Origin of the sequence: uncultured Wocania sp. (assembly GCF_964021735.1) — a bacterium.
In the GTDB taxonomy this organism is placed as follows: domain Bacteria; phylum Bacteroidota; class Bacteroidia; order Flavobacteriales; family Flavobacteriaceae; genus Wocania_A.
Genome location: NZ_CAXIBN010000013.1, coordinates 1 through 19,555, shown reverse-complemented (window position 1 = coordinate 19,555; position 19,555 = coordinate 1). Strand labels below are relative to the sequence as shown.

Sequence of the window (19,555 nt, the reverse complement as noted above, 5' to 3'; positions counted from 1 at the left end):
AATGGTTTTGGCTTTATTTTTGCGTCTGCAAATTTAAGCAAACTCAAGAGAAAAAACGCTATGGCAATTATAATAACAGACGAATGTATAAATTGTGGTGCATGCGAACCCGAGTGCCCAAATACAGCAATATATGAAGGTGCAGACGATTGGCGCTATAAAGATGGTACAAGTTTAAACGGAACTGTGGTTTTGACTAATGGAAGCGAAGTTGATGCAGATGAAGCGCAAGAGCCGATAAGCGATGAGATTTATTACATTGTACCAGACAAGTGTACTGAGTGTAAAGGGTTTCATGACGAGCCACAATGTGCTGCGGTTTGTCCTGTAGATTGTTGTGTACCAGATGAAGATGTGGTGGAAACCGAAGAAGAGCTTTTAGCGAAACAACGCTTTATGCATCCTGATGGATAATTAAAAATTTATAATTAAGAATGAATAACGAATCCTGAGCTTTTGGCTTGGGATTTTTTTGTGCTTATAAACCATAAAAAAACACTAAATTTAAAATTGAATAGTTTTCTAGTTTAGATATGTCATTTTTAGAATTTTATAACATAATTTTAAATACATCGTATTTGTCTTATGATGAATTACCTTATCCTGTAAAAAAGATTAACTTTAAAAAAGGTAAAATCATATCTGAATACAATAAAGTTGAACCTTATGTTTACTTTATAAATACAGGTATTGTAGAAATGACTATTAAAAGTTATGTGTCTGAAAAAATTATTGATTTCTTTTTTGAAAATGACATGTTTGCAGGTTTAACTTCCTTTTTAACACAAGCACCTTCAAATGTACAAGTAACCGCATTAATAGATTGTGAGTTAGAAATGATTGCTTATCCAGATTTATTTAAGTCTTATGAAACATCATTTGAAGCCAATAAATTTAGCCGTATATTATTTGAGCAAGCTTACATAAGGAAATCTAACAGAGAAAAAGATTTCTTATCTAAAACTGCCGAAGAGCGTTATGCTGAAATGTTTCAAACTCACTCTAAATATATTTCTAGTATTCCGGTTAATAAGATAGCTAAATATTTAGGGATTCATCCAGAAAGTTTAAGCAGAATAAGAAAAAAATTAAATTCCTAACATAGGTCAAGTGTAATTTTTAGTTTAAAGCTTAAGGTGCAATTATTTTTGCAGCTCAAACTTAAAATTATAAATTATGGAAACTGTTTTTTCGCAATTACCAACACCTTTAGAATTATTATTAGACCCTTTATCATTAGCTATTTTAGCTTCCTATGCCTTTTTAATATTATGGGAAGAAATTTTTCCTGCAAGGAAACTACCTAAAGTAAAGAACTGGAGAGTAAAAGGGTTGCTTTTTTTCTTTGCGTTCTTTTTTGTAGCATCTTATTTGCCAATATTTATTGATCCCTTTTTGGCAGAATTCCAAGTATTCAATTTAACCCATTTAAGTGTCTTTACAAGCTCAATAATTGGGCTTTTAGTTTATGAATTAGTGATTTACGTATATCATATAACTATGCATAAATATGATTTTTTATGGTGTACTTTTCATCAAGTTCACCACAGCGCAGAACGGTTAGATGCTTATGGTTCATTGTTCCATAGCCCGTTAGATATGATAGGTTTTACCCTTGTTGGTAGTGTTAGTTTTGCTTTACTTGTTGGACTGCCTCCACAGACTATTACCATACTACTTTTTGTTATAAATTTTTTAGCATTTTTTCAACATGCAAATATAAAAACTCCGCGTTGGATTGGATATTTCGTTCAACGACCAGAGAGCCATTCTATTCATCACGGTAGAGGAATTCACAAAAATAATTATGCAGATTTACCGCTAATAGATATGTTTTTTGGCACTTTTGAGAACCCAAAAAATTATCAAAAAGCCACGGGTTTTTATGACGGTGCTTCAAGTAAAATAAAGGAGATGCTTTTGTTTAAAGATGTTTCGATTTCTAAAGAGGATAAAATATAAATCAATATTATAACTCATTAAAAATTAATAAATTGTAAAACAAATCTTGAGTAAAAGCTTGGTTTTTTGTTTGCAGATTTCTTATAAGTTTGTTTATAATGTATTGACTTTTATAAAAATTCTAACTTCGCTTATCTGTGGATATTAATCATTTAAACAGATTCATATCCTTAATCGCTAGCAATAATTTGAAAAAAGATGGAAAGACATTTTGAACTATCCGACTCTGAATTTGAAAAACAATTTATTAATTGTAAGTTAAATCCAGATATTTTCTCTCATGAAGCACATTTGAGGTTGGCTTGGATTAATATTAAAAAATATGGCATTGAAAAATCAAAATCAAACATACAAATTCAGCTAAAAAAGTACGTAAAAATTGTTGGAGAAGAAGACAAATACAACGCAACTTTGACTTTAGCCGCTATAAAAGCAGTTTATCATTTTATTCTCAAATCGGATTCTGATAGCTTTGAAAAATTTATAAATGAATTCCCAAGATTGAAACATAATTTCAAAGAGTTAATGTCTTGCCACTATGGATTTGATATTTATAATTCGAAGAATGCAAAAACAAAATTTTTGGAACCGGATTTACTGCCTTTTGACTGAAAATTATGAAAAACAAAAAAAGAACCAGATTTAAAGATAAAAACTATTGCCAATAATAGCTTGTGCAATTCGATATAAAATATTGATATTAAGAAAATTACAATTGATAATAACTTATAAGCGGAAAGAGAAGTTTCTTGATATCTCGCACTTCGCATAGCTGAGACCAATAAGAACACTCCGGATTTTTGCACGCAAATAAAACAATTATTAAAACCTTTTTTATTCTAAATTTCTAAATACCTACATTTGCACTCGCAAAAACCAAAGTCTTGGTTCTTGTATCTTTAATCTAATTATCTAAAGAAAAATGAAAGCAGGTATTGTAGGATTACCAAACGTTGGAAAATCGACGTTGTTTAATTGTTTATCAAATGCTAAAGCGCAAAGTGCTAACTTTCCGTTTTGTACCATCGAGCCTAACATTGGTGTGGTTAATGTGCCAGACCCACGGTTAGAAAAGTTGGAAGAATTGGTAAAACCAGAACGTGTTCAACCTGCTACTGTCGAGATTGTAGATATCGCTGGTTTAGTTAAAGGAGCTAGTAAAGGAGAAGGTTTAGGAAATCAGTTTTTAGCAAATATTCGTGAAACCGATGCAATTCTTCACGTATTACGCTGTTTTGATAACGATAACATTGTGCATGTTGATGGTAATGTAAATCCAATTCGAGATAAGGAAACCATCGATATGGAATTACAATTAAAGGATTTAGAAACCGTTGAAAAAAAACTTGATAAAGTAAAACGTGCAGCAAAAACAGGGAATAAAGAGGCTCAAAAAGAAGAGACTATTTTATTAAAGCTTAAAGAAGGCTTGGAGGCTGGAATTTCAGTTCGAGCTTTAGAGTTTTCTGACGATGATTATAACGATTTTGTAAAACCATCTCAACTTATTACTGATAAGCCAGTAATGTATGTTTGCAATGTAGATGAAGGTTCAGCGGTTTCTGGTAATGCATACGTAGAGCAAGTAAAAGCAGCTGTTAAAGATGAAAATGCTGAGGTTTTAGTTTTAGCAGTAGGTACAGAAGCCGATATTAATGAATTAGACGATTACGAAGAACGCCAAATGTTTCTACAGGATATTGGACTTGAAGAAGCAGGTTCAGCTAAATTAATCCGTTCAGCCTATAAACTACTAAACCAACAAACCTATTTTACAGCTGGTGTAAAAGAAGTTCGTGCTTGGACAGTGGATATTGGAGCTACTGCACCACAAGCTGCAGGCGTAATACATACCGATTTTGAGAAAGGATTTATTAGAGCAGAAGTTATTGCCTACAATGATTATGTTGATTTGGGTAGCGAAGCTAAAGTAAAAGAGGCTGGTAAAATGCGTGTTGAAGGTAAAAATTATATTGTTAAAAATGGCGATGTGATGCACTTTTTGTTTAATGTTTAACCATTAGTAATTATAGATTGTTTTTTAATTGTAAGAAAATGAATATATTTGTATTCTTAAATTAAATCACATGCCCTTAGTTGAGATTAAAACCTGTATTAAAGCAGATATTAAAACATGCTTCGATTTAGCTCGAAACATAGATTTTCATCAAGAATCTTTAAAGTATTCCAACGAAAAAGCCATTGCAGGAAAAACCTCAGGATTAATTGGGTTAGGAGAATGGGTAAGCTGGGAAGCAAAACACTTAGGTTTTGTACAACATTTAACCTCAAAAATAACAGAATTTAATGCGCCCAATTTTTTTGTAGATGAAATGGTTTTTGGAGCATTTAAATCTTTTCGCCACGAGCATATCTTCTGTGAAAGTGAAAAAGAAACCATAATGATTAATAAATTTAATTTTGAAGCTCCTTACGGAATACTTGGGCAATTTATTAATTGGTTGTTTTTAAAAAGGTATATGAAAAAACTTTTAAAAACAAGAAGTCAATTTTAAAAAAAAAACCGCTGAATCTATTTGATATTCTATTTTTATCATTTTGAACGTCGTAAAACTAACCCCTTCAGGAAAGCTTATAATTTAAACTCATCTATATTCGTTCTATGCAAAAAACAAGAACGTTTATATACGGTATTTTATTAGGTCTCATAGGAATTGTTCTTTTTTCCTCTAAAGCTGTCATGGTAAAATTAGCTTATATATATCATGTAGATGCATTGAGTATTTTGTTGTTAAGAATGCTATTCTCTTTTCCGTTCTATGTTGTAATTGCATTTATATATAGAAATAAAGATACAGGTGTTATATTACTAAAAAAGGATTATACTTGGATAGTTTTCTTTGGTTTTATAGGGTACTATTTGGCAAGTTATTTCGATTTTGTAGGATTAACATATATCAAAGCAAGCTTAGAGCGTATTATTCTGTTTTTATACCCTACAATAGTTATCATGTTAAATAGACTTTTCCTCAAAAAGAGAATAACTAAAATTCAAGCTGGAGCCATAGCTTTAACATATTTAGGAATTATAATTACGTTTTGGGATGAGGTAGCCATATCTGGTAATAATACCCTTTTGGGTGGCTTCTTTATTTTGCTTAGCGCTATTACATATGCTTCATATTTAGTTGGTAGTGGTTGGTTAATTCCTAAGTTTGGAATTATGAAATTCACATCTTATGCCATGATAGTATCTTGTTTTTGTGTATTTGTACATTATGGTATTTCTGCGCAAGAATCTATATTTGGTTATCCATGGCAAGTTTACCTCTTGGGGCTTTTAATAGCGGTTTTTGCTACGGTGATTCCGTCTTATTTAGTATCGGCCTCAATAAAAATGATTAATTCTTCAAATTTTGCAATTATTGCTGGTGTTGGTCCAATTTCTACTATTATATTAGCTGCTATTTTCTTAAATGAAACTCTAACATTATTACAGTTTTTTGGTGCTTTAATGGTAATTATAGGTATCTTGTTAATATCCTTAAAAAAGAGAAATAATTAATAGTGTAATGTTCTCAACAAAAACATTTTTTTATTGTTAATTACTTTGTGTAATCGCTGTTTCATTTTTTAAAGCGATGTGTTATATTAGCGTCCTATCATTAAATTTTATACAATTTTATGGCTGTACAATCCAATTATACCGAAGATAATATACGCTCTCTAGACTGGAAAGAACATATCCGCATGCGTCCAGGAATGTATATTGGTAAATTGGGTGATGGCTCGTCTCCAGACGATGGTATTTATATCCTTTTAAAAGAAGTGCTTGACAACTCTATTGATGAGTATGTTATGGGTGCTGGCAAAACCATCGAAATATCAATTCAAGGTACAAAAGTTACAGTTCGCGATTATGGTCGTGGTATTCCTTTAGGTAAAGTCGTAGATGTAGTTTCTAAAATGAATACGGGTGGAAAATACGACTCCAAAGCCTTTAAAAAATCGGTAGGTTTAAACGGTGTTGGTACCAAGGCGGTTAATGCATTGTCATCTTATTTTAGAGTAGAATCTACGCGTGATAATAAAAGTGCTTCCGCGGAATTTGAACAAGGTAATTTAGTAAACCAAGATTTGTTAGATGATACCTCTCGCAGAAAAGGTACTAAAGTGTCTTTTGTTCCTGATGATATTATCTTCAAAAATTATAAATATAGAAATGAGTATATCGTTAAAATGCTTAAAAATTATGTGTATTTAAACCCAGGTTTAACTATAGTTTTTAATGGCGAAAAATATTTTAGCGAAAATGGGTTAAAAGATTTATTAAGTGAAAACATTAACGAATCTGATAGATTATATCCTATTATACATTTGCGAGGAGACGATATTGAAATTGCTTTAACACATAGTAAAACGCAGTATAGTGAAGAATACCACTCGTTTGTAAACGGGCAAAATACCACACAAGGAGGGACGCATTTAAATGCTTTTAGAGAATCTTTAGTAAAAACAATACGCGAATTTTATGGTAAAAATTATGATGCTTCAGATATTCGAAAATCTGTAGTTAGTGCCATTGCCATAAAAGTAATGGAGCCTGTTTTTGAGAGTCAAACAAAAACAAAGTTGGGCTCAACAGATATGGGTGGCGATTTACCAACCGTAAGAACGTATATTAACGATTTTGTAAAAACATATCTAGATAATTACCTGCATAAAAATCAAGAAGCAGCAGAGAAAATACAACGTAAAATACTACAAGCAGAGCGAGAGCGTAAAGAATTATCTGGTATTAGAAAACTAGCAAAAGATCGTGCTAAAAAAGCAAGTCTTCATAATAAAAAATTGCGTGATTGTCGGGTTCATTTTGGCGATACTAAAAACGAGCGTAATTTAGAATCTACCCTTTTTATAACCGAGGGAGATTCGGCTTCGGGTAGTATTACAAAATCACGCGATGTGAATACGCAAGCGGTTTTTAGTTTAAAAGGAAAGCCATTAAACTGTTACGGATTAAGTAAAAAAATAGTTTACGAAAACGAAGAATTTAATCTACTTCAAGCTGCGTTAAATATTGAAGAATCTTTAGAAGATTTACGCTATAATAATGTGGTTATCGCTACCGATGCAGATGTTGACGGCATGCATATTCGCTTATTACTTATTACATTTTTTCTTCAGTTTTTTCCTGAAGTTATAAAAGAAGGACATTTATATATTTTGCAAACGCCTTTATTTAGAGTGCGTAATAAAAAGCAAACCATCTATTGTTATTCTGATGAAGAACGACGTGATGCTATTGACAAGCTAAAGCCAAAACCAGAGATAACACGATTTAAAGGTTTGGGTGAAATTTCGCCAGATGAGTTTAAGCATTTCATTGGCGAAGATATTCGTTTAGACCCCATTATGCTTGACGATAATATGTCTATTGAAGATTTGTTGTCTTTCTACATGGGAAAAAATACACCAGACAGACAGGAGTTTATTATTGATAATCTAAAAGTAGAATTAGATTTAATTGAAGAAGAGAAAGCCTAACATAGCATGATAGAAGAAAACGACGACTTAACAAACGAAAACATAGAAAATAAAGAGCCTCAAGAAACCATTACTAGAATTACTGGTATGTACAAGGATTGGTTTTTAGATTACGCCTCGTATGTGATTTTAGAACGTGCTGTACCAGCTATTGAAGATGGTTTCAAGCCCGTACAGCGTCGTATTATGCATTCTATGAAAGATTTGGATGATGGGCGTTACAACAAAGTCGCAAACATCGTTGGTCATACCATGCAATACCATCCACACGGTGATGCAAGTATTGCCGATGCGATGGTGCAAATTGGTCAAAAAGACTTGTTAATTGATACCCAAGGAAACTGGGGAAATATTTTAACAGGCGATCGAGCAGCAGCAGCACGTTATATTGAAGCGCGAATTTCTAAGTTCGGTTTAGATGTTGTTTTCAATCCTAAAATTACCGAATGGCAAGCGAGTTACGATGGTAGGCGTAAAGAACCCGTAAACCTTCCAGTTATGTTTCCGTTGCTTTTAGCGCAAGGTGGTGAAGGTATAGCGGTTGGCTTATCAACTAAAATATTACCACATAATTTTATCGAACTTATTGATGCTTCAATAAAACATTTACAAGGGAAGCGATTTACTATTTTACCAGATTTTCCAACTGCTGGAATTGCAGATTTTTCAAATTATAATGATGGTTTGCGAGGAGGAAAGGTACGTGTTCGTGCAAAAATAGCTCAAGTTGATAAAAACATATTAGCAATTACCGAAATACCTTTTGGAACCACTACATCTTCATTAATAGATTCCATTTTAAAAGCGAATGATAAAGGTAAGATCAAGGTTAAGAAGATAGAAGATAATACCGCTGCCGAGGTTGAAATATTAATACATCTTCCTTCGGGATTATCGCCTGATAAAACCATTGATGCGTTGTATGCGTTTACGAGTTGTGAGTCGTCTATTTCTCCTTTAGGTTGCGTTATTGAAGATAATAAGCCTTTGTTTATAGGGGTTACAGAAATGTTACGTCGATCTACAGACAATACCGTTCAGCTTTTAAAACAAGAATTAGAAATAAAGCTAAATGAGTTTGAAGAGCAATGGCATTTTGCATCCTTAGAACGTATTTTTATTGAAAACAGAATTTACCGCGATATTGAAGAAGAAGAAACTTGGGAAGGTGTTATTTCGGCAATTGATAAAGGGCTAAAACCCCATATAAAGCATTTAAAACGTACCATTACAGAAGACGATATTGTACGATTAACCGAAATCCGAATCAAGCGTATTTCAAAATTTGATATTGATAAAGCGCAGCAAAAAATTGATGCTTTAGAAGATCAAATAGCCGAAATAAAACATCATTTGGCAAACCTTATAGATTATGCTATTGCGTATTTTACAAGATTAAAAAAGGATTACGGAAAAGGACGCGAACGCAAAACTGAAATCAGAACTTTTGATGATGTTGATGCTACCAAAGTTGTTATTCGTAATACCAAACTTTATGTAAATAGGGAAGAAGGCTTTATAGGAACATCGTTACGAAAAAACGAATATGTTTGCGATTGTAGTGATATTGACGATATTATTGTATTTACCAAAGAAGGTAAAATGATGGTTACCAAAGTAGACACAAAAACCTTTATTGGTAAAGATATTATTCATGTGGCGGTGTTTAAGAAGAAAGACAAACGTACCATTTATAATATGATTTATCGTGATGGAAAAAGTGGTCCATCTTATATAAAACGTTTTGCCGTAACTAGTATTACACGCGATAAAGATTACGATCTAACCAACGGCAATAAAGGATCAGTAGTACTTTATTTTTCAGCAAATCCTAATGGTGAAGCCGAAGTTATAACGGTTAATCTACGACAAGCAGGTAGCATTAAAAAGCTAAAATGGGATATTGACTTTGCAGATATTCTTATAAAAGGGAGGGTTTCAAAAGGAAATTTAGTGACTAAATATTCTGTTAAACGTGTTGAATTAAAAGAAAAAGGCGTGTCTACTTTAAAGCCTCGTAAAATTTGGTTTGATGATGCGGTTCAGCGTTTAAATGTTGATGGAAGAGGCGAATTGGTGGGCGAATTTAGAGGCGAAGATAAGCTGTTAATTATCAATCAATCGGGAATGATTAAAACCGTAACGCCAGAAGTAACGATGCATTTTGATGACGATATGATTGTTATGGAAAAATGGATTCCTAAAAAACCAATATCTGCTATTTATTTTAATGGTGAAAAAGAGTTGTATTATGTAAAACGCTTTTTAATTGAAAATGAAGGTAAAGAAGAATTGTTTATATCTGAACATCCAAACTCGCAATTAGAAATTGTTTCTACCGATTGGAAGCCTATGGCTGAAATTGTGTTTGCTAAAGAACGAGGCAAAGAAAGAAAAGATAATTTAGAAATTAATCTTGAAGAGTTTATAAGTATTAAAGGTGTAAATGCTTTAGGAAATCAGCTTACTAAAGATAAAGTAAACCAAATCAATTTATTAGAGCCAATTCCTTATGAAGCACCTGAAGAGACACCAGCAAATGAGATTGAGGTGGTTGATGAAACTGAGGTTTCTGCCAATAATTCTGAAACAAAAAATATAAAATCATCTGATTTAGAAATAGATGATGAAGGTCAAATTACGTTGTTTTAATTAAATATTTAATTTTAAATTAGAAAAGCACTTGAATATTTTCAAGTGCTTTTTGATTTTGGTTGATTAATAAACCCTATTCATATTTTAAGGCGTTAACCGGATCTGAGTTTGCTGCTAAATAAGCTTGAGAGCTAACAGTAATTAAAGCTATTATTAAAGCTAAAAGTGTAGCAAAAAAGTATGGCAATAAAGGCATATCAATCTGATACGAAAAATTTGTTAACCAATTTTTTGCTAATAAATAGGTGATAGGCCATGCGAAAATATTAGCAATAAGGACTAGTTTTATAAAATCTTTAGTAAGCATTTTCATAATTTGAGGCACAGAAGCACCTAAAACTTTGCGTATACCTATTTCTTTGGTGCGTTGTTCGGCTGTGTAAGATGCTAACCCATATAAACCCATTGCAGAAATTATAATCGCTAAAATGGTAAGAAATAAAAACATGGTTCCAAAATTCTCTTGCTGTCTTAATAAAGCACCAAATTTTTGATCTAAAAAAGTATATCTAAATGGATGTGATGGTTCTAATTTGTTCCATTCTGCTTCAATATAATTTATAGTTGCATTCATATCATTTTTTGCAATTTTAAAGGATGCGAACCATACATTATTTGTAATAGCTAGTACCATAGGACGAATAGGTTGGTTAAAACCTTCAATATGAAAATCTTTAACAATACCAATTATGTTTCCGTATTTAACTGTTCCATCCAAATTCATATTCCCAATACGGCGTCCAACTGCATTTTCAATATTGAAACTCTTTACTGCTGTTTCATTTAAGATGTAATAAGGAATTGAATCTGACTCTTTTTCTCTGTCAAATTTTCTTCCTTCTAATAATTCTACACCTAAAGTTTTAAAATAATCATAATCAACTTCCATGTTCCATAAAGGCAACTGCTCTTCACTTCCTTCTATTGCAAATTGATTTTGATTAGGTGTATCTCCAGGATAATATGATGCTCTTGTAACACTTAAAACGTTACTGTTCTTTAAGAAAATATCTTTGTAGTTTCTAAAATTTTCAGTCATAGCATCAGTTTGAATTGGAACAACTATTACTTGATCTCCTTTAAAACCAATGTCTTTATTGTGTAAAAAAGAAATTTGTTTGAAAATAATAATCATTCCAATAATTAAAATTGTGGATGCTGTAAATTGAGTAATTACAAGCACTTTTCTTAATAAAGCACCACCCTTGGTTTTTGTAAGATCTCCTTTTAATACTGCAATGGGTTGAAATGCAGATAAGAAAAATGCTGGATAGCTACCCGCAAATAAGCCATAAATTAAAGTTACTAAAAGAGCAAATAAAATGGTTTTACCAATATAGTCATTAAAGAGCGTAAGATTGGTTTCCATAATATTGTTAAAACCTGGAAGAAATAATTCAACCAAAATAAAGGCTAAAAATAATGCGATGAAACTTTGGATTACAGACTCAGTTAAAAATTGAATAATTAACATTTTTCTTGAAGCTCCAGCAACTTTTCTAACGCCAACTTCTTTGGCACGTTTACCGGATCTTGCTGTTGATAAATTCATAAAATTTATTCCAGCAATTAAAATGACCAATAGGGCAATACCTATAAATACATATATGTAGATAATATTCCCGTTTTGTTGAATTTCCCAATCTTTTTTGGAATACAAATGAATATCCTTTAAAGGCATTAATTGATATTCAAAAGCATTGCCTTGTGCTAAAAATTCTTCTACAGTAATTTTCATAAACCGTTCAACATCGGGTTCAATTTTTTTCATAAAGTTGCGTTTCATTTCTGTTTGAAACGTATTAAGGTTTGCCCCTTCCTTTAGTTTAACATAAGTATAGTTATTATTACTCATCCAAACATTGCGGATGGTATTTTGTGCCATAAACATATCAAACTGAAAATGGGCATGCCCTTTAGGTTCTTTTACAATACCTCTAACTATATAGTCTTTTCTATTATCGTAATTCACTACTTCACCCAAAGGGTTTTTATCGCCAAATAACTTGTGCGCACTTTCTTCTGTAAGCACGATGGCATTATCTTCTATTAATGCTGAGTTTGGATTTCCATGGATAAATTCATAATTGAAAATTTGAAAAAAAGTGCTGTCAACTTCTACACCTTTTTGAATATAAACTTTAGTTTGTTCATGGCGCATTAAAATTTCTTGATTGATTGTGCGTATTCTAGTGGCATTTTCTACATCTGTAAACTCAGTTCTTAATGCATTTGCCATGGGACTAGGAGATACTGGAGCATCCATTTTTTGTCCCATCATATCTGCTTTTATACCCGTTCTGTAAATACGTTCGTATCCGTCCCAATGCTTTTCGTAACTGGTTTCATCATTAATAAAAAGAAAAACAAGAATAGTTACTGTTAGTCCTAAAGCTAAGCCAAGAATGTTGATGATGGCGTAAGTTCTATTTTTGTTTAGGCTTCTAAAAGCTACTTTTATATAATTTTTAAGCATGATTTTCTATATTTAAAATTATACTATAGCCTTAGCTAATTTATTTTTACTTTCAGATACAATTTGCCCATCAAGTAAATTAATTATTCTTTCAGAATAACTTGCATCGTGCGACGAATGTGTTACCATTATTATTGTTGTTCCTGCTTCGTGCAATTCACATAAAAGCTCCATAACCTCATTACCGTGCGAACTGTCTAAATTCCCAGTTGGTTCATCGGCTAAAATTAGTGGCGGCTTTGTAATTAATGCTCTTGCAACAGCAACACGTTGTTGTTGACCACCAGATAATTGTTGTGGAAAGTGTGATGCTCTATGTGAAATTCCAATTTTCTCTATTAACTCATTTACTCTTTGTTTACGCTCTGATGCTGGTACTTTATTATAAAGTAAAGGAAGCTCTATGTTTTCAAAAACAGTTAATTCATCAATTAAATTAAAGTTTTGAAAGATAAAACCAATATTCTTTTTACGAATATCTGAACGTCCTTTTTCATTTAAATGAGCAACTTCTTCACCTAAAAACTCATAGCTTCCGCTTTCTGGTTTATCAAGTAAGCCTAAAATGTTTAAGAGTGTAGATTTTCCGCATCCTGAAGGTCCCATTACAGATACGAACTCCCCTTTATTTATTTCGAATGATACTTCATTTAATGCTGTAGATTCAATTTCGTCTGTTCGGTAAACTTTGGTTAATTGATTTAGTTTAATCATGATTTTTTGTTTTAATTGATTTTGATTGATTCATAATTTTTGAAGTCGTCATAAGATGATGATATAAATTCATCACCTACATTTAATCCTTCTAATACTTGATAATAGCTAGGGTTTTGGCTCCCCAATTTTATATAGCGCTTTGTGGCTTCTCCTTGGCCATTAAGAACATAAACATACTGTCCGCCTGAGGATTGAAAATAACTTCCTCTAGGAATCATAATAGATTTTTGTGCTTTAGATAATTCAAGTCTAACTTGCAATGATTGCCCAATGGTAATAGCTTTTGGCGGCGTGTTTACAAAAACCAATTCAATTTCAAAACGTCTGTTTACAACTTCTGGTAGCACTTTTTTTACTTTCAAATCTACTAGTTCACCGTCAAATGAAAAACGCGCTAACTGACCAGGCTTTACAGTACTTAAATAGTACTCATCTACTTGTCCTTTAATTTTAAATCCAGACTGAACATCTATTTTTGCAACTGTTTGATTTCTTCCGTATGATTCTCCAATTACAGGATCGAAAGACGATAGCATCCCAGACACAGGAGCACGAACTAACATTTTATCAATATTGTCGTGTATCATCTCTAAATTACGCTGCATCATACCTATGGACTGATTTATTTGATGTATTTGAATTTTATTATCCGCTCTACTTTTAGTAACATTTTTAGCTACTAAATTGCGTTTGTTTTTTAAATATTTATACGATTCTTGTCTGTTGATAAAATCATTTTTTGCTACAATATCTTTTTGATATAAGACAGAATCTACTTTATAATTACGCTCAATATCCGCTAAACTATTTTCACTATCAATAAGAGATTCTGTTAAAACACGTTGATCTTTTTCAAGCGATAATTTTAAGTTTCTCAGATTATTTATTTGCTCTATTATGGCAGTTTCTTGGTTCATGTAACCTAGTGTAACCGATGGATTGCTTAAACGCAATAATGGTGTTCCTTTTTCAACAGCAATACCATCTTCAATAAAAATTTTTTCTACAGTACCACCTTCTAAAGTATTTACTAAAACTAAATTAATAGGCTCTACATCACCATCAATTAAAATCATGTCTTGAAAATTACCTTCAATAACTTTTTTAACTGAAATTTTTGAAGCACTTACTTTATACGTTTTTTTATTAATGGCTTTAAATCCGAAAAAAGCTAGAATTAAAAAAATAACGATACCTGCGATATATAATTTTTTTGTTTGAGTCCATTTCTTTTTTTCAACTCTTTTGTCCATTCCAATTTGTTTCATAACCTACAATTTAGTCAGAATTAAAAATGCTAAATCTATCATTAATGTGACGATTTTTATTAATATGGCTACCATGCTTTATTAAGTTTTAAGCTGTTAGTATTTATGTCTTTTGTAACTTTCATAACTGATTCGTTTTTTGATTGATGAATTTTGAATTGATATGCGCAATGTGAGTGCCAAATTTTTTTAGATATGTAAGTTACTGTAAATCAAAATACTATTCATTTAGCAATAACTTTAAAGTGTTCATTTTTGAACATTTAATTGTACGTTATTGAACATTTTGTACATTAGTGGAAATCTTATTATAAAGTTAGAAATGACAAAAAATCAAGCCACTATTTTAATTATTGATGATGATGAAGATGTATTGCTCTCTGCTAAATTATTATTGAAAAAGCATTATACGAATATAATTACTCGCAGTAATCCAAAAGAAATTAATCAAATACTTTCTAAAGAACACATCGATGTCATTGTGTTAGATATGAATTACAGAATAGGTTTTAATGATGGAAAGGAAGGTATCTATTGGTTAAAGCATATACTGACTATAAACCCAGAAATGGTTGTTGTTTTAATGACGGCTTATGGTGAAGTGGAGTTAGCTGTTGATGCTATTAAAAATGGGGCATTCGATTTTATATTAAAACCTTGGACTAACGAAAAATTTTTGGCAACTATTCATGCTGGTTTAGAGTTAAGTAAATCCAATCAGAAATTATCAATTTTAAAGCATACTAATAAAACATTGTTAAAAAATGATGATGTAAAATTTGGTCCAATTATAGGTAAATCTAAAGCAATGATGAAAGTTTTAGATGTTGTTAAAAAAGTAAGTAGTACCGATGCCCATGTTTTAATATTAGGTGAAAATGGTACAGGAAAACAGCATTTAGCAAGAGAAATACATCGACAATCACAAAATAAGGATGGCCCATTTATTCATGTAGATTTAGGCGCTTTATCCGAATCTCTTTTTGAAAGTGAGCTTTTTGGACATAAAAAAGGTGCATTTACTGATGCTTTGGAAGATAAGCCTGGGCGCTTTGAAATGGCAGAAAATGGAACTCTGTTTTTAGATGAAATTGGTAACCTTCCTTATAATTTACAATCAAAATTATTAACGGTATTACAAGATAAAAAGGTTTCTAGATTAGGTGAAGGTATTGAAAGGCCTTTTAATGCAAGGCTTTTATTCGCTACAAACGCACCATTGCATCAATGGGTTTCGGAAGGTAAATTTAGGCAAGATTTATTATTTAGAATTAATACTGTAGAAATTGAAATACCTCCATTACGAAAAAGACGAGAAGACATTTTGGATTTTGTGATTCATTTTTTAAAAGAATTTAAAGACAAGTATCATAAATCACATTTAACTATCTCTGATGAAGCACTAAATACACTTAAATTGCATAAATGGCCTGGAAACATTAGAGAGATTCAACATACTATCGAGCGCGGTGTTATAATGTCTGATAATAATGTAATAACTCCTTCAGATTTTAATTTATTGACTATTCATACTAAAAAAATAGTAGATACCAATGTTTATGATAATTTAAACTTACAAGATATTGAAAAATTGCTAGTGCAAAAAGCAATGCATAAATATGAAGGAAATATATCTAAAGCTGCTAAAGAGTTGGGTTTAACTAGAGCAGCACTATACAGACGATTAGAAAAGTTTAATTTATAATATTTTGTTATGATTAAACGATTTACACTTCAAGTAGTTATTCGCATTTTAGTAATTTTATTACTATGTGTTTTGTTTTCGTTTTTTTTAATTAAGAGCTTTTGGTTTAGTACTGGCGGTATAGGTTTATTAATTATTTTACAAGTTTTTTTATTGATAAAGTATGTTAACAATACAAATTATTCACTTGTAAAGTTTTTAGATGCTTTAAAAAATGAAGACTATTCGGTGTATTTTTCGCCTTCAAAAAAAGGCGATTCTTTTGCTAAAGTTTTTGATGATTTTAATTTGATTATTAAAATTTTCAAACAGAATAAAATTGAAAAAGAAGCACAATACAAATACTTTAAATACATATTAGAGCATGTGAATTTGGGAATTATTTCAATAAAAAAAGATGATTTATTCCAGCAGCAATCTAGTGAAGAGATTTTATTTCTAAATAAAGCAGCAAGTAACATTCTTAAATTACCAAAACATAAATATTGGCATCGGCTAGCAAATCAAGTGCCTTGGTTGGTTTCTGAAATTAAAAAAATTGCTAATGGCGGTAAACTTTTAGTAGATTTTGGAGGTGAAGACGATATAAAACAACTTTCTTTAGAAGTGATTGAAATACAATTACTTAAAGAAGATTATTTAATTATTACATTTCAAGACATCAGATCTGAAATTGAACAAAAAGAAATTGAAGCATGGCACAATGTGATTCGAATTTTAGCCCATGAAATGCTGAATTCGTTCACACCAGTTAGCTCTTTAGCTTCTACCATGAAATCTATTACTGAAGATGAAAATGGAAAACTTAAAAATATAGACCAGCTCGATAAAGAGGATGTTTTAGATATTAATATGGCTGCCGCTACTATTAAAAAACGCTCTGATGGCTTACTAGCTTTTGTAAAAGATTATCGTACTATTTCTAATATTCCTGTGCCTCAGTTGCATAAAATTAATGTGAAAAGTTTTTTAACCAATATTAAATTATTAATGAAACCATTAATAGATGATGCAAATATTAATTTAACGGTACAACCAATGCCTGCAAATGCTACAATTTTTGCAGATACAAAGTTGATTGAGCAGGTATTAATCAATTTAGTTAATAATAGTATTCATGCTTTAAAAGGTGTTCAAAAACCAATAATTAAATTAAGTTGTGAAGTTAAAACCGATAAAACTAAAATTACAGTTTACGACAATGGAAAAGGTATAGAGGAGCAGATAATCAATCAGGTTTTTATTCCTTTTTATACCACTAAAAAAAATGGATCAGGTATTGGTTTAAGCCTTTCAAAAAACATTCTAAAAAAACATAAAGGTAATTTGTTAGTTAATTCTGAACCAGGAAAATATACAGTGTTTACCTTAGTTTTTAAAAGTTAAATATTTCTTTTCTAGTTTTTTAATAATATCATTTAAATCTGCTGTATAATCAAACCACAACGCAGTTTCATTTTTTTTAAACCATGTGAGTTGTCGTTTTGCGAATCGACGAGTATTCTTTTTAATTTCTGAAACTGCAAAATCTAAAGTCCATTCGCCATTTAAGTAATTAAATAATTCTTTGTAACCAACGGTGTTTAATGCGTTTAATGTTTGATAAGGCACTAGGGCTTTGACTTCTTCAAGCAACCCCTGTTTCATCATTAAATTGACACGCTGGTTAATTCGATTATAAATAACGTTTCTTTCAGCAGAGAGTCCAACGGTAATCGTTTTAAAATTTCGCTTTTCTTTTCCTTTATTTAAAAAGGAAGAATAAGGTTTGCCGGAGCCTATACAAATCTCTAAAGCACGAATAACACGATGCGGATTATCTATAGCAATAGCATTAAAAGAGTGATTATCTAACTGTTTTAATTGTGTTTGTAAAACAGAAATTCCGTGTTCTTTTAATTGTTTATTTAAGTCCTCACGAATGTTTTTATCTACTTCTGGAAATTCATCTAAGCCTTTTGTAACGGCATCAACATACAAGCCTGATCCACCAACTATAATAACCACATCTTTCGTTTTAAAAAGCGTGTTTAAACATTGTAAAGCCTCTTTTTCAAAAGCACCAACATTATAGTTGTCTTTAATAGATTTATGATGAATAAAATGGTGTTTAGCTGCTGCTAGCTCTTCTTTTGAAGGTGCAGCTGTACCAATTTGCATTTCTTTATAAAACTGTCTGGAATCTGCCGAAATAATTTCGGTATTAAAATGTTGTGCTAATTTTATACTTAGAGATGTTTTTCCAATGGCTGTTGGACCAATAATTGAAATTAAAAATTTAGTCATGGTGTAATTTGCAACCGCATTTATGGCAGTATTGTGCTCCATCTTGATGCTTTACTGCTAAACAATTTACACAGCACTGTGAATTAAGCTGAACTTGGGTTGCTTTGTTTTCAGAATTGTTTGTTGGCTCTTTCTCTTTTATAGGTTTATTTTGATTGGTATATTCTGCCGATACAATGCCAGTTGGTACTGCAATAATACCGTAACCCAAAATCATGACCAAAGAGGCTATAAATTGTCCAAGTGGTGTTTGTGGCGCAATATCTCCGAAGCCTACTGTGGTAAGTGTTACAATACACCAATATACACTTTTTGGTATGTTTGAAAATCCGTTTTCTTCGCCTTCTACCAAATACATTATGGTACCTAAAATAATAGCAACAATTACAACAGCAAATAAGAATACCGATATTTTTGCTTTACTCGCTTTTAAAGCATTTATAAGATTATTTGAGGCACCTAAATAACGTGCTAATTTTAATATTCTGAAAACACGTAATAATCGTAAAGCACGTAACGCAGCAAGTGCATGAACGCCACCAAAAATTAATGAAATGTATTTTGGAATAGTAGAAAGTAAATCTACAATACCATAAAAACTAAAAATATAATTAAGTGGTTTTCTTACGGTAATAATTCTTGCTATATACTCAATAGTAAATAATATAGTGATAATCCATTCTGAAATATTAAGAAAATCATGGAAGTTTTTATCAATGCTATTAACGCTTTCTAGCATAACAAGCAAAATACTAGCTAGAATGGTTATTAATAAAACCACATCAAAAAGCTTGCCTTCAGGTGTGTCGGCTTCATAAATAATTTCATGAAGTTTAAGCCTCAATTTGTTTCTTGTGTATTTGCTCATAAACTCAAAAGTAGTAAAAGATTTGGTTTTTCTATTTATTATCCAATAGAACTAATTTTAAGCGTTTATTTTTTCTGAGGTAACTTTGAATAATATGTTGCGTATCTCTA

At 31.3% G+C, this 19,555-nt stretch carries 16 protein-coding genes; 11 read left to right on the top strand and 5 right to left on the bottom strand.

From position 1 onward, the window contains the following. Window positions 1-60: 60 nt before the first annotated feature. The 9 genes from AADI82_RS02370 to AADI82_RS02330 all read left to right on the top strand — a co-directional run bounded on the left by AADI82_RS02370 (window position 61) and on the right by AADI82_RS02330 (window position 10,122). Window positions 61-414: a 4Fe-4S dicluster domain-containing protein gene (locus AADI82_RS02370; protein WP_341214867.1), complete on the top strand. Its 354-nt coding sequence runs from the start codon at window positions 61-63 to the stop codon at window positions 412-414. Window positions 415-533: 119 nt separating this feature from the next. Next, window positions 534-1,100, top strand: a complete 567-nt coding sequence (locus AADI82_RS02365; RefSeq protein ID WP_341214866.1) for a Crp/Fnr family transcriptional regulator — start codon at window positions 534-536, stop codon at window positions 1,098-1,100. Between the two features lie 76 nt (window positions 1,101-1,176). Beyond that, on the top strand, window positions 1,177-1,962 hold the full coding sequence (locus tag AADI82_RS02360; RefSeq protein WP_341214865.1) for a sterol desaturase family protein: 786 nt from the start codon (window positions 1,177-1,179) through the stop codon (window positions 1,960-1,962). Between the two features lie 198 nt (window positions 1,963-2,160). After that, entirely contained in the window at window positions 2,161-2,574 is a 414-nt protein-coding gene (locus AADI82_RS02355; protein ID WP_341214864.1) for a hypothetical protein, read from the top strand. A 310-nt stretch (window positions 2,575-2,884) separates the two neighbouring features. Further along, window positions 2,885-3,979, top strand: a complete 1,095-nt coding sequence (ychF, locus tag AADI82_RS02350) for a redox-regulated ATPase YchF (RefSeq protein WP_341214863.1) — start codon at window positions 2,885-2,887, stop codon at window positions 3,977-3,979. Window positions 3,980-4,049: 70 nt separating this feature from the next. Next, window positions 4,050-4,478: an SRPBCC family protein gene (locus AADI82_RS02345; protein ID WP_341214862.1), complete on the top strand. Its 429-nt coding sequence runs from the start codon at window positions 4,050-4,052 to the stop codon at window positions 4,476-4,478. 107 nt (window positions 4,479-4,585) lie between these two features. Further along, complete coding sequence (locus AADI82_RS02340; protein WP_341214861.1) at window positions 4,586-5,488, top strand: DMT family transporter; 903 nt, start codon at window positions 4,586-4,588, stop codon at window positions 5,486-5,488. Between the two features lie 119 nt (window positions 5,489-5,607). After that, window positions 5,608-7,470, top strand: a complete 1,863-nt coding sequence (locus AADI82_RS02335) for a DNA topoisomerase IV subunit B (protein WP_341214860.1) — start codon at window positions 5,608-5,610, stop codon at window positions 7,468-7,470. A gap of 6 nt (window positions 7,471-7,476) precedes the next feature. Next, window positions 7,477-10,122 carry a DNA gyrase/topoisomerase IV subunit A gene (locus tag AADI82_RS02330; protein WP_341214859.1) on the top strand — a complete coding sequence of 882 codons (2,646 nt, stop codon included), beginning with the start codon at window positions 7,477-7,479 and terminating at the stop codon, window positions 10,120-10,122. Between the two features lie 76 nt (window positions 10,123-10,198). Here the strand turns inward: AADI82_RS02330 and AADI82_RS02325 are convergent, their stop codons facing one another. From AADI82_RS02325 to AADI82_RS02315, 3 genes are read right to left on the bottom strand one after another with little or no spacing between them, the layout of a single operon-like run. Next, on the bottom strand, window positions 10,199-12,601 hold the full coding sequence (locus AADI82_RS02325) for an ABC transporter permease (protein WP_341214858.1): 2,403 nt from the start codon (window positions 12,599-12,601) through the stop codon (window positions 10,199-10,201). Between the two features lie 18 nt (window positions 12,602-12,619). Next, a complete protein-coding gene (locus AADI82_RS02320; RefSeq protein ID WP_341214857.1) occupies window positions 12,620-13,315 on the bottom strand; it encodes an ABC transporter ATP-binding protein in 696 nt (231 codons plus the stop codon). Between the two features lie 11 nt (window positions 13,316-13,326). After that, window positions 13,327-14,586, bottom strand: coding sequence for an efflux RND transporter periplasmic adaptor subunit (locus AADI82_RS02315; RefSeq protein WP_341214856.1), 1,260 nt, complete (start codon window positions 14,584-14,586; stop codon window positions 13,327-13,329). A 322-nt stretch (window positions 14,587-14,908) separates the two neighbouring features. Here AADI82_RS02315 and AADI82_RS02310 point away from each other — a divergent pair, with 322 nt between their 5' ends. Both AADI82_RS02310 and AADI82_RS02305 read left to right on the top strand, forming a co-directional pair. Further along, on the top strand, window positions 14,909-16,291 hold the full coding sequence (locus AADI82_RS02310; protein WP_341214855.1) for a sigma-54 dependent transcriptional regulator: 1,383 nt from the start codon (window positions 14,909-14,911) through the stop codon (window positions 16,289-16,291). Between the two features lie 9 nt (window positions 16,292-16,300). Next, entirely contained in the window at window positions 16,301-17,677 is a 1,377-nt protein-coding gene (locus AADI82_RS02305; protein WP_341214854.1) for a HAMP domain-containing sensor histidine kinase, read from the top strand. Here AADI82_RS02305 and miaA read toward each other — a convergent pair. Both miaA and AADI82_RS02295 read right to left on the bottom strand, forming a co-directional pair. Continuing rightward, window positions 17,660-18,619 (bottom strand): tRNA (adenosine(37)-N6)-dimethylallyltransferase MiaA, encoded by a 960-nt coding sequence (gene miaA, locus AADI82_RS02300; RefSeq protein WP_341214853.1) that lies wholly within the window; start codon window positions 18,617-18,619, stop codon window positions 17,660-17,662. The genes AADI82_RS02305 and miaA overlap by 18 nt on opposite strands. Beyond that, window positions 18,570-19,445: an ion transporter gene (locus AADI82_RS02295; RefSeq protein ID WP_341214852.1), complete on the bottom strand. Its 876-nt coding sequence runs from the start codon at window positions 19,443-19,445 to the stop codon at window positions 18,570-18,572. Before AADI82_RS02295 ends, miaA begins: the two co-directional genes overlap by 50 nt. Between the last annotated feature and the right edge of the window lie 110 nt (window positions 19,446-19,555).

Excerpts from the sequence above, each read along its gene's own strand:
- AADI82_RS02370 (WP_341214867.1), top strand. The coding sequence starts at position 61 with ATGGCAATTATAATAACAGACGAATGTATAAATTGTGGTGCATGCGAA.
- AADI82_RS02365 (WP_341214866.1), top strand. The coding sequence starts at position 534 with ATGTCATTTTTAGAATTTTATAACATAATTTTAAATACATCGTATTTG.
- AADI82_RS02360 (WP_341214865.1), top strand. The coding sequence starts at position 1,177 with ATGGAAACTGTTTTTTCGCAATTACCAACACCTTTAGAATTATTATTA.
- AADI82_RS02355 (WP_341214864.1), top strand. The coding sequence starts at position 2,161 with ATGGAAAGACATTTTGAACTATCCGACTCTGAATTTGAAAAACAATTT.
- ychF (WP_341214863.1), top strand. The coding sequence starts at position 2,885 with ATGAAAGCAGGTATTGTAGGATTACCAAACGTTGGAAAATCGACGTTG.
- AADI82_RS02345 (WP_341214862.1), top strand. The coding sequence starts at position 4,050 with ATGCCCTTAGTTGAGATTAAAACCTGTATTAAAGCAGATATTAAAACA.
- AADI82_RS02340 (WP_341214861.1), top strand. The coding sequence starts at position 4,586 with ATGCAAAAAACAAGAACGTTTATATACGGTATTTTATTAGGTCTCATA.
- AADI82_RS02335 (WP_341214860.1), top strand. The coding sequence starts at position 5,608 with ATGGCTGTACAATCCAATTATACCGAAGATAATATACGCTCTCTAGAC.
- AADI82_RS02330 (WP_341214859.1), top strand. The coding sequence starts at position 7,477 with ATGATAGAAGAAAACGACGACTTAACAAACGAAAACATAGAAAATAAA.
- AADI82_RS02325 (WP_341214858.1), bottom strand. The coding sequence starts at position 12,601 with ATGCTTAAAAATTATATAAAAGTAGCTTTTAGAAGCCTAAACAAAAAT.
- AADI82_RS02320 (WP_341214857.1), bottom strand. The coding sequence starts at position 13,315 with ATGATTAAACTAAATCAATTAACCAAAGTTTACCGAACAGACGAAATT.
- AADI82_RS02315 (WP_341214856.1), bottom strand. The coding sequence starts at position 14,586 with ATGAAACAAATTGGAATGGACAAAAGAGTTGAAAAAAAGAAATGGACT.
- AADI82_RS02310 (WP_341214855.1), top strand. The coding sequence starts at position 14,909 with ATGACAAAAAATCAAGCCACTATTTTAATTATTGATGATGATGAAGAT.
- AADI82_RS02305 (WP_341214854.1), top strand. The coding sequence starts at position 16,301 with ATGATTAAACGATTTACACTTCAAGTAGTTATTCGCATTTTAGTAATT.
- miaA (WP_341214853.1), bottom strand. The coding sequence starts at position 18,619 with ATGGAGCACAATACTGCCATAAATGCGGTTGCAAATTACACCATGACT.
- AADI82_RS02295 (WP_341214852.1), bottom strand. The coding sequence starts at position 19,445 with ATGAGCAAATACACAAGAAACAAATTGAGGCTTAAACTTCATGAAATT.